Origin of the sequence: Listeria kieliensis (genome assembly GCF_003369925.1) — a bacterium.
Lineage (GTDB): Bacteria > Bacillota > Bacilli > Lactobacillales > Listeriaceae > Listeria > Listeria kieliensis_A.
Map to the genome: position 1 here is coordinate 642,171 of NZ_LARY01000001.1, position 12,638 is coordinate 654,808.

The following is a 12,638-nucleotide window of genomic DNA, read 5'->3' on the forward strand; positions in this document are numbered from 1 at the left end:
ATACCTCCTCTAGGTAAGCAATCAATTTACATAATCAATAAAACTATTCTTTCTTTTTTATTAGTATATCAACTATCCTAGCAATACTCAACGTGTTATAATTCAAAAAAGGAGTGATTATATTATGTTTAAAAATAAAGGGGACAGACTTGAATCTCTCGTTCAATATGTATACCAAGTGCTATCTAATTCCTCAAATCAAAAAATAGAAGTTATTAACAAACATGACATAATTGGTAAATCAGGAGTTAAGCACAATATAGATGTATATTATCAATTCAAACTAAATGGTATAACCCATAAGGTTATCTTTGAATGCAAGAATTGGAAGACAAAAATATCAAAGGAAAAGGTTTTGGCTTTTAAATCAATCCTTGATGACATTCCTAATTCAGCAGGAATAATGATAGCTCCCAAAGGTTATCAGAGCGGAGCAGAACAGTTTGCTGAGCATCATGGAATAGAGTTAGTATCAGGAAGTGAAAAATCATTACTCGCTTTAGTTGCTGGTGAAAATTTAAAAGTCGTTTTACCTGATGAATCTGTAGTTGGTCAACCGTTTTATTGCATTATGGAAAATGGGGGTAACAATCAAGTAACTGGTACATATATGAGAAATATATCAGCAAATGGCGAATCCTTCTTACGTCTATTTTTTTCAAAAGTAGAAGCTACAGAAAATTCAGATTTAATGTGCGGGGAAACAGTAGTTAGAGGTTTGGATAAAAAACATCTTGCAATACTATGCGATTATAGTGAGAATTTTGGACTGCAGTTAGCTATTCAACCATTTTTACAGAAACAAGCTCTAGGTGTAGAACCTAGAATGATAAGAGATTACTTTCTTGATTAACCAGACCATACAACCTTGCTCCTTATGCCTTATATAAAGCGCTACTAGATGCGAATACCTATGTGGTTGAACCTTTAATGGCAATAGAACTATTTATTAAGAAAGAATATAGTGGCCGAGCAATTGCGGAACTTGGAAAACTCGAGACGAAAATAGAAAACATGTCGGAGAGAAAAAGCGAGATAGTCATTCAAGCAAAGTTGTTGCATTCAAAATTTTTGAAAGTCAATTAAATGAATGGTTTAAAGGGACGGCCTATCTTAAAAATCATTTTGACGGTTACGAAAAAACAGATAATCATTCTCTGTATTTGCAAGGAAACATTGACAGAATCAAGGCATTATTAATCAAAGAATTAAAATGATCGAATGCAATTTGTAAACGAACAATCGGATAAAAAGCAATTGACGCAACTAGTGAAATTTTATATAGTGGCGTAATGCTTGAAATGACTAGAATGAAATCAAAAGACAGGCGAGGAGGGAAAAAATGCAAATTACAGTTGTTGACTACGATTCTAAGTGGGAAACCATGTATTTGAAAGAAGAACTGGCTCTTAAAGAGATGCTTCAAGAAGATTTGATAAGCAGTTTTCATATTGGAAGTACTTCTGTTTCAGGACTAAAAGCGAAACCCATTATTGACATCTTGCTTGTAGTAAACGATATTGCGGGGGTGGATACCTTGTCATCCTCATTCGAAAAGCTTGGTTATGAAGTCATGGGGGAATTTGGAATAAAGGGAAGAAGGTATTTCCGTAAAGGTGGAGATAATCGAACGCACCAGATTCATGCTTTCCAGTTCGACCAGGTTCAAGACATCGAAAGACATTTATCTTTCAGAGATTATCTTCGCCAAAATCCACAAGTGTGCGTGGCATATGGCGACTTGAAAAGAGAGCTCGCTGCTAAATATCCAAATGATATTGAAGGATATGGAGACGGCAAAGATGATTTTGTTAAAAAAGTTGAACAAGAAGCACTTAAATGGCATTGGAAAACGCGCTAAATTTCTATTACTCAAAAAGCCTTCCCTTATTAACTAAAGGGAAGGCTTTTTAAATCTAGCGGAAAAAGGAACCATTTTATTTCAATCGATATATTTTACTTCCAAGGTCTTTACCTAAAACCCCTTGCATAGCAATCAACTCTACAGGGGCATCCATATCCAAGATTTCAAAGGCAATAGCGGACCGAACCGTTGTGCCTGGCTTAACTTTTTTATCAGCTAATTTGTCAAGCGCATCAAACTTTTGGCTCAATGGCATCATCGCGAATTCTAACTCTTCAAAATCAGTTTCTGTTTCTTGAAAGGCCTCAAAGCAGTCCATAAATACATGAGCAGGTGTCATCGCATGATCGCTTTGATTCGTATAGTCATAGGTGAGAACTAAAGTGGCAATTTCCACATCTTTTTCTGAATTTGGAAGTACAACTTCTGCATCTAGCAGTTTTATTGTAGCGTCATTAATTTTTAAAACATCATCTTTAAAATAAACCTTATCTTTTTTTGTTTTCTTGGGCTTTGTGGTACTACCCGTCTTGTGCTGCTCTTTTTTGCTACTCGAAGAAGCCTTGCTATCTCCACATGCCGCTCCCGCTAAGCTAAGAGCTACAATGCTACTCGATAGCAAAATCTTTTTTACTGTCCCCAATGTGTTTTCTCTCCCTTTTATGTAAATATAATATGCAAAACAACGTAATTTTAGCATAAAGAGAGCTTAGAGTCTACAGGTTATCCCAATCATCTAAAAATCAATAAAAACGTGTTGGATCTTTGCCGCTTGTTTGCTTTCTCAAGCCTCCTCATGTAAGCTTTTCATAGTACGTTTTTTATTAACAAGAAAGCAGGTATATGCTTTATGAAACGAAATGAAATCTTAAAAAAACTACGTCGCGAACTCCGACTTGGGCATCATTTACTTGGCGTTGCAACAGGTACAGGAATGACCGCTAGCTATGCCGAACAAGGGGGCGCTGACTTCACATTAATTTTAAATTCTGGTCGCTTCAGACAAATGGGGCGGAGTTCACTTGCCGGCTTCTTACCATTTGCAAATAGTAACCAGCTTGTATTTGATTTTGCGATACGCGAAATCATTCCACTCATCCATAAAATTCCCGTTATTTTCGGATTAAATGGAACAGATCCGACGATTAATATCCCGCAATTTATTCAAACGATCAAGCAAAGTGGCTTCTCAGGCGTTAATAATTATCCATCAGTCGGTCTTATTGATGGTGTTTTTCGCGAAGCCTTAGAAGCAGAAGGGAACCGCTATGACCTAGAAGTAGAGGCCATTCGTGCTGCTCACCAAGCCGATTTATTTACAATTGCTTTTGTCTTTAACGCTGACCAAGTCCGCAAGATGGCGCAAGCAGGTGCTGACGTGATTTGTATTCATCTTGGGCTTACAAGTGGCGGCTTACTCGGGGCACAAAAAGTACTTTCCCTCGAAGCTGCTATAGAAGAAACCAAGACCATGCTCGAGCGCATCCCTAAAAATCGCAAAAATGTTTTCAAGATGGTTTACGGCGGTCCAGTCAAAACACTTGTCGATATTCGCTATCTATATAACCATGTTCCGGAACTCGACGGCTACATTGGCGGATCTACTTTCGAGCGTCTTCCTTCCGAAGAAGTGATTGTCCACCAAACACGTGATTTCAAAAAATCAGAAATCACCTCGGATGGGAGTTTACTCGCGCAAATGCTCGATGGCATTGAAAAACATTATGATTATGTCGAGTTTGTCCAAAAATATGTCGAAGCCAATTACAGCGAACCAATTCAATTAGCAGAACTCGCGCAAGTAGCTCATTTATCGCCCAGTTATTTAAGTACACTTTTTAAGGAAAAAGTGGGGTATAGCTTTACTGAATATTTGATTCGCTTCCGCCTTAATAAGGCGGTCGAATGGATGCAACAGGATCCGAAACGGTCACTAAAAGAAATCGCTTTAGGAATCAATTATCAAGATTACGCGCAATTTAATAAGGTTTTCAAAAGATATATGGGCATGTCGCCAAAAGAATACCGACAACAAATCACCTAATATAAAAACTATTTATCATAACATAAAAACGTTTACATAAATAGTGAAAGCGCTATAATAAAGGTGTAGTAAGTTAACGGACGCGCCCGTAGAAAGACTTCTTATGAAGGAGGATAATACTTTGAAAACAGTTGCGCTAATAGGCACCTTTGATACAAAAGGCGAGGAATACAGCTATATCAAGAAACAAATAGAAAAGCTCGGATTAAATGTCTTAACCATCCATGTTGGGGTATTTGAACCAGCTTTTAAACCAGATATTTCGAATCAACGAGTAGCAGAAGAAGCTGGGACGGATATTCGTTCTTTAGCCGAACGAAAAGATCGGGCACATGCTACGGAAGTTTTATCACGTGGAATGGAAAAACTAGTGCCTAAATTATATAAACAAGGACGCTTTGATGGAGTTCTTTCTTTTGGCGGAACAGGCGGTACTTCGCTTGTGGCACCAGGGATGCGAGCTCTTCCAATCGGAGTTCCCAAAATCATTGTTTCGACTGTGGCTTCTGGTGATACATCGCCCTATATCGGAACGAGTGATTTGATCTTGATTCCTTCAATTGTTGATGTTGCTGGATTAAATAAAATTTCAGTTCAAATTTTCAACAACGCTGTTTTAGCAATGGCAGGCATGCTTAAATTTGAAACAGAGCCATTTACGAGTGATAAACCGCTGATTGCCGCTTCAATGTTTGGAGTAACAACACCAGCAATCAATTTTGCACGTCACTACTTGGAAGCGCGTGGCTATGAAGTTCTTGTTTTTCATGCAACAGGTGTTGGTGGCAAAACAATGGAATCCCTTATTCAATCAGGTTTTTTCCAAGGCGTTTTAGACTTAACGACAACAGAGTGGGCAGACGAACTAGTTGGTGGCGTTTTAAATGCTGGACCACATCGCTTAGAAGCCGCTTCTAAAACAAGGACGCCACAAGTAGTTTCCGTTGGTGCTTTAGATATGGTAAACTTTGGTCCTTATGAAACAGTTCCTGAAAAATTCAAATCACGCTTATTATATAAACACAATCCGACAGTTACGTTGATGCGTACAACCGAAGAGGAAAATAAACGAATCGGTGAAAAACTAGCAGAAAAGTTGAATCTTGCTGAAGCCTATACGGCACTTATCATTCCAGAAAAAGGTGTTTCAGGAATTGATGTGGAAGGCGAACCTTTCCGCGGTGAAAAAGAAGACGCGATTTTATTCCAGACCCTAACAGATCAAATAACAAATCCAGCTGTTGAAATGATTTACCGACCAGAAGCTATTAATGACCAAACATTTGCAGAATTTGCTGCGCAAAAATTAATCACGTTAATCGAAGAGAAAGAAGGTAAAAATAATGAATAAACAAACAAGACAAGAAATTTTAGAAGCTTTTCGTGCAAGAATTAAACAAGGCGAAGTATTAGTCGGCGTTGGTGCTGGCACAGGTATAACAGCTAAAAGCAGTGAAGCTGGCGGAGCGGATATGTTGATTATTTACAATTCAGGACGTTACCGGATGGCAGGGCGCGGCTCACTTGCAGGCTTACTTTCTTATGGAGATGCTAACCAAATTGTTGTAGAGATGGGAAGCGAAGTACTCCCAGTTGTGGAAAATACGCCAGTCCTTGCAGGTGTATGCGGCACAGATCCATTCCGTGTTATGGATGTTTATTTAAAACAATTAAAAGAACAAGGCTTTAATGGCGTTCAAAATTTCCCAACAGTCGGCTTAATTGATGGCACATTCCGTCAAAATTTAGAAGAAACTAACATGGGTTATGACTTAGAAGTGGATATGATTCGAAAAGCGCATGAATTAGATCTTCTCACCACTCCTTATGTATTTGATCCAGAGCAAGCTCGTAAAATGGCTGAAGCAGGCGCAGATATTTTAGTAGCACATATGGGACTTACAACGAAAGGAACCATTGGCGCGAAAACGGCGCTTACACTTGACGATTGTGTGACAAAAATTGAAGAAATCATCCAAGCAGGTCGCAAAGTGAATCCAGATATTTTAGTCATTTGTCATGGGGGCCCGATCGCTGAGCCAGAAGACGCGAAATATGTGATTGAACATACCTCAGGCATTGATGGATTCTTCGGAGCTTCAAGCATTGAACGTTTCGCAGCAGAAAAAGGAATTAAGCATCAAACTGAAAACTTCAAAGCGATTAAAAAGAATTAATTAAAAAAGTACGAATCCTGGTTTTAGTCTGGCCCCAAAAATGGGACAAGATGAAAAAATAAATTTGTTTAGCAAAAGAAACTTGGTAGGGACCTCATTTTCTACCAAGTTTCTTTTTATTTTGCAAAAAAAGCTATCAAAAGAAAGGTGGCATCTGCTATACTAAAAAATATTAAGGAGGTGCTTAGGATGAGTCTAAAACTTCGCGAATTGTTACAGCTGCCTTCTTTAAAAGATGCAAAAGTAGTGGCAGGACGTGCCGGCTTAGAGAGATTCGTTTCCTCAATTTCTGTTCTTGAACATACCGATACAGAAGCTTTTGAGGCAGAATTGTTTAATAATAATGAATTTTACGGCGACGAAATCGTGATTTCTGGTTTAATAAGCATCAAAGATAATGAAGAAGCGCAGTGTAGCATGGTTCGTAAATTACGTCGTGCGGGTGAAATTGGATTGATTTTATATTACGTGGGGATTTATCTCCCGAAAGTTAGTCAAAAAATGATTGATCTCGCAGATGAACTCGATTTCACACTGATTGTCATGCCAGAAAATGAACGAACTTTACGCTACAGTGAAGTGATTTACGAAGTCGTTGAGGCAATCGTCAGACAAGAAATGAACGAAACACAATTTTCAGGAAAACTCTTGGAACAAATCTCGATGCTACCGGAAAATCAGCGAAGCGTCGATACCATGCTCAAAATACTCGCAGATCGAACCAAAACTTCCATTGCTCTTGCAGATAATAGCGGACAACTTGTGAACACTGTGACCTGGCCACGTAGTAACACCTTGGATTTAGGGAAAAATATACAAACAATAAAAAATGAAGACATTGTGCAAGAACAGCAGGTATGGAAGACGAAGCGCCCGATTTTGCAAAACGGCATTCAAACGATGTCCCTTTATCTAATGAAAGAGCAAACGACACTCACAGAAAATTTAGCCATCCAAATGACAGAAGTTGTCCAAGTTTTTATGAATCTCTGGGGGGAGAACTATCAAGAAATCAGTCCTCGTGAACTCATGAAAGCGATCATGAACAACGAAAGCGTCAAAATGCGCCGCCTAGGGAAAATGTTTGATATCGATGTTTCGGCTATTCAAAATATGTGGCTGATCTCAGTGAAAGACTTGCAAAAAAATAATGAAGTTTTGCATTTTTTGAAGCAAATGATTGCTCCTTGTTTCAAGGTTTCGTTAATTGATTTCTATGATGATTTTATTGTTGTTTTGATGGACAAAAGCCGAAGACAAGGTGAATTCGAATCGCTTGCCTTTGAGTTCTCTTCCGAAATGGAACAGCAGGGACTAAAAATTTCGCTTGTAAAGTGCTTTGGAACAATGAATACAGTTGAAGTGCAAGATACTTATATGACCGTTAAGAATTATTTACCAACAGCTCGGAAAGTTTACACATCGAAAAATGTTTTTTTCTATCAAGAAATTGAGTTCGTTGCGGATTGTCTGGAAATTGTTTACAGTGGTGAATCAGCCATCGCAGAAATTTTTAAGCAAATAAAACCGCTGATGCAAAATGAAAATAATGACGATGAGTTACTTGTGACCCTAGCTGTTTTCTTATTAGATGCCGAACTTAGTTACCGAAAAGCAGCAGAAAAGCTATTTTTACATCTAAATACGATTAAATACCGAATCAGTAAAGTCAGCGAATTGCTTGCGTTTCCAGTCACAAAAATACCTGAAAGTTATAAGGTTTACCAAGCTGTTGCTGTTTGGCGGATTTTAGGTGAAAACCATAAAAAATAACGATAAACGGATAATTTTTGTCACTTATGACAAGAATTGTCCGTTTTATTTTTCTTTTTTGCCAATTACATTAATTTTGATTTTTTGTATAATGGAGGCATTACTAAAAAAAGGAGGCAGAAAATTATGGCAATAAAAAATGCGAACAATCAAGAACAAGCACAATCTTGGGCCGGACTAGCATTTGTTTGGACGGGAGCAATGATTTGCATTCCCAGTTTAATGATTGGCGGAACGCTCATTGCGGGCATGTCATTTTGGGAAGCTATCCTCACCGCTTTAATCGGGAATGGCATCATCGTTGTTTTGATGATCTTTCAAGGCATTCAGGGGAGCGATTTAAAAATGCCAGCTGTAAAAGCTGCAGGACAAGTATTTGGGAAGCAAGGCTCCAAAAAGCTGATTTCAATAATTCTCGCAATTAGCTGTCTCGGCTGGTTTGGCATCCAAGCAAATGTTTGCGGGATGGCTTTCTCTCAGTTTTTAAGCCTCTATCAAATTGATTTTCCCGTTTGGCTCTCTTCTATCGTTTGGGGCATCATCATGCTGATTTCCGCACTTTATGGAATCAAAATCCTCAATTTGTTAAATTATATTGCCGTGCCTGTTTTATTTGTAGTCTGTCTCTATGCGCTAGTTGTTTCACTGAAAGGAGATGTTTCACAAGTCTTTCAACACGAGCCAACAACTAGCTTACCATTTCTAAGTGGACTTTCAATTACAGTGGGTTCTTTTGCACTTGGAGCCGTTATTGCAGGGGACTATTCCCAGTACACCAAAAAACGTGGTGACATCGTGAAAGCATCTATTTTAGGCATTTTGCCTTCTGGCATTTTTATGATTGCCGTTGGAGCTATCTTAGCTATTACAGCAGGAACAGCAGATGTTACAGCCGTTTTTACGAAGCTTGGACTGCCAGTTATTGGAGTGATAGCGCTCGTTCTTGCTACATGGACAACGAATGCGGTCAACGCTTTTTCAGGGGGGATCGCCATTTGCAATATCTTTAACTTTACAAAAAGCAAGGAAAAAATTGCAGTTGCTTCTGCAGGGATTCTTGGAACGATCTTAGCTGCATTTGGCATTTTAAATTATTTTGTACCGATTATGAATATTTTATCTGCGATGGTACCTCCCGTTGCAGGAGTTATGATTGCTTCTTATTGGGTTATTCAAAAAGGGGATAAAACCAAGTGGAAAGAAGTGCAAGGAATTAACTGGATGGGAGTTACAGCTTGGGCGGCAGGAGCCGTTATTGCTTGTATCCCAGTTATCTTTAGTTTCTTTCCAAAACTTCCTGAGCTTCCTAATCAGCCTTTAATCGGTTGCATCATTTCCTTCGTGGTTTATCTAGTTGGAAAAAAGATCGCAGACAGTCGTAAAAAACAAGTTTTAGAAGAAGATTTTTGAGTGAATAGGAGGAATTTTGATGCGTTATTTAGATGAACAAGCAATTGAAGATATTGCTTTAGGAGCAGCTTTTTTAGGAACAGGCGGAGGAGGAGACCCGTATATCGGAAAAATGATGGCTCTTTCTGCTTTAAAAGAATTCGGACCAGTAAAATTGCTTTCTTCGGATGAAATCGCAGATGATGATTTTTTCATTTCAGCGGCGAGTATGGGCGCACCGTCTGTCTTGATAGAAAAGTTTCCAAAAGGAGACGAATACTTACGGATTTTCGACAAGCTAGGACGCTACATTGGGAAGGGATTAACCGGAACTTTTCCGATGGAAGCAGGAGGTGTAAATTCGATGATTCCGATTGTTGTAGCCGCGCAACTTGGAATTCCACTTGTCGATTGTGATGGAATGGGACGCGCTTTTCCTGAACTCCAAATGGTGACATTTCATTTAAATGGCGTTTCAGCAACTCCGATGGCGGTGGCAGATGAAAAAGGAAATATTGAAATCATTGAAACGCCAAATAATCATTGGACAGAACGCTTGGCGCGTGCTGCTACGGTTGAGATGGGAGCAAGCAGTTCCGTAGGATTGTATCCTTGTACAGGAAAGGATATTAAAAAGTCAGGGGTTCATGGGATTGTCAGCTTGTCGGAAAAGATTGGACAAATCATCCAATCTAAAAAACAAAATCAAGCTGAAAAACTAAAACAATTGCTTGAAGCAACAGAAGGATATCATCTCTTTAGCGGCAAAATTGTGGATGTTGAGCGGGATATGGCAGGCGGCTTTAATCGTGGCTGTGTCACGATTAAAGGGTTAACGGAACAAGCCCAAGAGGAAGTGAAAGTGTATTTTCAAAATGAAAACTTGATTGCTCGAAAAAACGGAGAAGTGGTTGCGATGACCCCAGATTTAATTTGCTTAACTGACCTTGAAACCCTTCATCCAGTCACGACAGAATCATTAAAATATGGGAAGCGTGTGCATGTGCTTGGACTTCCTTCGAATCCGCAGTGGCGAACAGAAAAAGGACTGGAAACCGTTGGGCCGCGTTATTTCGGCTATGATTTAGATTTTGTTCCCATTGAAAAAACGCAGGCGAAAGGAGGAGCTGTTCGTGTATAAAGTAGGAATTGATGTCGGCGGGACAAATACCGATGCCGTCGTATTGAATGAAAAATTTGAACTGGTTGCAAGCGTTAAAGTCCCAACGAGTAGCGATATTGAAACCGGTATTCGCAGAGCACTGAAGCAAGTCCTTGAAAAAGCGGAGATTGAACGAGACAAAGTCTCTCATGCGATGCTTGGAACGACACAATGTACGAATGCTATCGTTGAACGAAAAAAATTAGCACAAGTTGGTGTTATTCGACTAGGCTATCCAGCAACAGCATCTGTTTTGCCTTACACGGCTTGGCCAGACGACTTAGTTGAAAAGCTTTCCGGGAAGTATAAACTTGCTTCTGGCGGATTTGAGTTTGATGGTGGAGAACTTTCCGCTTTTTCAGAAACAGAGATTCGAGAGATCCTCAGAAGCTGGAAAGGAAAAGTAGAAGCTATTGCGGTCGTAGGTGTATTTTCATCGTTGAAAAATGAAGAAGAATTTCGAGTGGCTGAAATCGCAGCAGAAGAACTTGGCGAAAAAATTCCAGTTTCGCTTTCTTCAACAATAGGCTCGATTGGCTTAATTGAACGCGAAAATGCGAGTATTTTAAATGCAGGCTTGTTTAAAGTGATGGAAAGAACGAGTAGTGGATTTGAAAAGGCACTACAAAGTGAAGGCATTCATCGAGCAGAAGTCTTTCTTTGTCAAAACGATGGAACGCTCATGTCAATTGAATATGCCAGAAAATTTCCGATTCTTACGATTGCTTGCGGACCAACGAATAGCATCCGAGGTGCAGCTTATTTAGCCGGATTAAAAGACATTTTAGTTCTGGACGTCGGCGGAACCACATCAGATATTGGAGTGCTCGCTGGCGGGTTTCCGCGTGAATCGTCTCTTGCAGTTGATGTTGGCGGGGTTCGAACAAATTTCCGCATGCCAGATATCGTCTCTATCGGACTTGGTGGTGGCAGTATTGTTCGGCGTGACGGGGAAGAGGTGACTGTTGGGCCGGATAGTGTTGGGTACCGGATTACAGAAGAAGCGCTTGTTTTTGGTGGTGAAACGATCACGGCTACAGATATTGCGGTTCGTTTAGGGCACGCAACTGTAGGGGATCCAAAGAAAGCTGAACAAATTCCACTTGATTTCGCTGAAAAAGCTTATCAAAAGATTGCAGAAATGACGGAAGTGGCGATTGATAAGATGAAAACGAGCTCAGGAGATGTAGAAGTCGTTTTGGTTGGTGGTGGCAGCTTGATTATCCCGAACCAGTTGAGAGGTGTGCGGAAAATCATTCGCGATGAAAATGGAGCAGTGGCTAATGCCATTGGCGCTTCTATTTCGCAGATCAGTGGTGAATACGAGCAAATCTACATTTATTCACAAAAACCACGTGAAGAAGCTCTGCAAGATGCAGAGAGTAAAGCCCGCGAAAAAGCGAAATTTGCAGGAGCAGTTCCTAAAACGATTCAAGTTGTGGAAGTGGAAGAAATTCCGCTTGCTTACCATCCAGATAATGCGACACGCCTTCGAATTAAAGCGGTTGGCGATTTAGTTTAAAAAAGCTCGTTGCTAGAAATGGCAACGAGCTTTTCGAGTTTCTCAGTCGCGTAATCCTTTTCCATTTAAGATCTGTGGAATGAATTTCTCGATTCGTGCTTCACGCGTTTTACTTTGCTTAGCACCAGCAAAATAATATAAATAAGCTTTTCTACGGCCAGGTGTAAGAGCTTCAAAAGCAGCCTTCAAACTCGCATTTTCTTCTAATCGTATAGCAAATTCTTCAGGCATCTCGATTTCATTAGTCTTTTCTTTCTTTTCCACTTTTAAGCCTGCTTTTTCGACTTGGATGGCTTCTAAAACGTAAGCTTTGATGACTTTTTGAAGGCGTTCCACATCTTTTACAGAAGTAAAACGTAATTGTTTACCGACACGTGAATTTTCCCCGACATCTACAAGAACGCGTTCTGGATCTGTTAATAAAGAACCTTTGAAAAATAACAGCGCGCAGTAAGCCTTAAAACCTTGAATCAAAACGATATTTTTTTGATTCACACTATAACAAGGTTTATGCCACTTAAATTCCTCCGTTATTTCCACATCTATATCTAGCAAAATGGTTCGAAGTTTTTCTGTTACTTCCTGCCAAATCGGTATTTCACGCACGTAATCCTCCACTTTTGGATTGACTTTCGTTTTTGTCATCGCGATCGCTCCATTTCCATTCCTGTATAATTTTTTACTATTATAGCATGCAAGCTTTGAAA

Annotated in this window: 11 protein-coding genes; 9 read left to right on the forward strand and 2 right to left on the reverse strand. The window is 39.6% G+C overall.

Translation table 11 applies throughout. The annotated features are described in order from the left end of the window. The first annotated feature begins 124 nt into the window (after nt 1-124). Together UR08_RS03240 and UR08_RS03250 are read left to right on the forward strand one after the other, a co-directional pair. A complete protein-coding gene (locus UR08_RS03240; RefSeq protein ID WP_115752220.1) occupies nt 125-853 on the forward strand; it encodes a restriction endonuclease in 729 nt (242 codons plus the stop codon). Between the two features lie 489 nt (nt 854-1,342). Beyond that, complete coding sequence (locus UR08_RS03250) at nt 1,343-1,861, forward strand: GrpB family protein (RefSeq protein ID WP_115752222.1); 519 nt, start codon at nt 1,343-1,345, stop codon at nt 1,859-1,861. Nucleotides 1,862-1,937: 76 nt separating this feature from the next. Here UR08_RS03250 and UR08_RS03255 read toward each other — a convergent pair whose 3' ends face one another. Next, entirely contained in the window at nt 1,938-2,507 is a 570-nt protein-coding gene (locus UR08_RS03255) for a DUF5067 domain-containing protein (RefSeq protein ID WP_165849938.1), read from the reverse strand. 207 nt (nt 2,508-2,714) lie between these two features. Between UR08_RS03255 and UR08_RS03260 the strand changes: the two genes are divergently transcribed. The 7 genes from UR08_RS03260 to UR08_RS03290 all read left to right on the forward strand — a co-directional run bounded on the left by UR08_RS03260 (nt 2,715) and on the right by UR08_RS03290 (nt 11,931). Next, nucleotides 2,715-3,908, forward strand: a complete 1,194-nt coding sequence (locus tag UR08_RS03260) for a phosphoenolpyruvate hydrolase family protein (protein WP_115752224.1) — start codon at nt 2,715-2,717, stop codon at nt 3,906-3,908. Nucleotides 3,909-4,029: 121 nt separating this feature from the next. Next, nucleotides 4,030-5,259, forward strand: coding sequence for a Tm-1-like ATP-binding domain-containing protein (locus UR08_RS03265; RefSeq protein ID WP_115752225.1), 1,230 nt, complete (start codon nt 4,030-4,032; stop codon nt 5,257-5,259). Continuing rightward, complete coding sequence (locus tag UR08_RS03270; protein ID WP_115752226.1) at nt 5,252-6,085, forward strand: phosphoenolpyruvate hydrolase family protein; 834 nt, start codon at nt 5,252-5,254, stop codon at nt 6,083-6,085. Before UR08_RS03265 ends, UR08_RS03270 begins: the two co-directional genes overlap by 8 nt. 189 nt (nt 6,086-6,274) lie before the next feature. Next, entirely contained in the window at nt 6,275-7,858 is a 1,584-nt protein-coding gene (locus tag UR08_RS03275) for a PucR family transcriptional regulator (RefSeq protein WP_115752227.1), read from the forward strand. Nucleotides 7,859-7,984: 126 nt separating this feature from the next. After that, the gene (locus UR08_RS03280; protein ID WP_115752228.1) at nt 7,985-9,268 is read left to right on the forward strand and encodes a cytosine permease; all 1,284 of its coding nucleotides are present in this window, start codon (nt 7,985-7,987) and stop codon (nt 9,266-9,268) included. A gap of 19 nt (nt 9,269-9,287) precedes the next feature. Next, nucleotides 9,288-10,388 carry a DUF917 domain-containing protein gene (locus tag UR08_RS03285; RefSeq protein WP_115752229.1) on the forward strand — a complete coding sequence of 367 codons (1,101 nt, stop codon included), beginning with the start codon at nt 9,288-9,290 and terminating at the stop codon, nt 10,386-10,388. Beyond that, complete coding sequence (locus tag UR08_RS03290; protein WP_115752230.1) at nt 10,381-11,931, forward strand: hydantoinase/oxoprolinase N-terminal domain-containing protein; 1,551 nt, start codon at nt 10,381-10,383, stop codon at nt 11,929-11,931. Before UR08_RS03285 ends, UR08_RS03290 begins: the two co-directional genes overlap by 8 nt. 42 nt (nt 11,932-11,973) lie before the next feature. On the opposite strand, the gene UR08_RS03295 is transcribed toward UR08_RS03290, so the two are convergent. Next, nucleotides 11,974-12,576 (reverse strand): YdeI/OmpD-associated family protein, encoded by a 603-nt coding sequence (locus tag UR08_RS03295; protein ID WP_115752231.1) that lies wholly within the window; start codon nt 12,574-12,576, stop codon nt 11,974-11,976. Between the last annotated feature and the right edge of the window lie 62 nt (nt 12,577-12,638).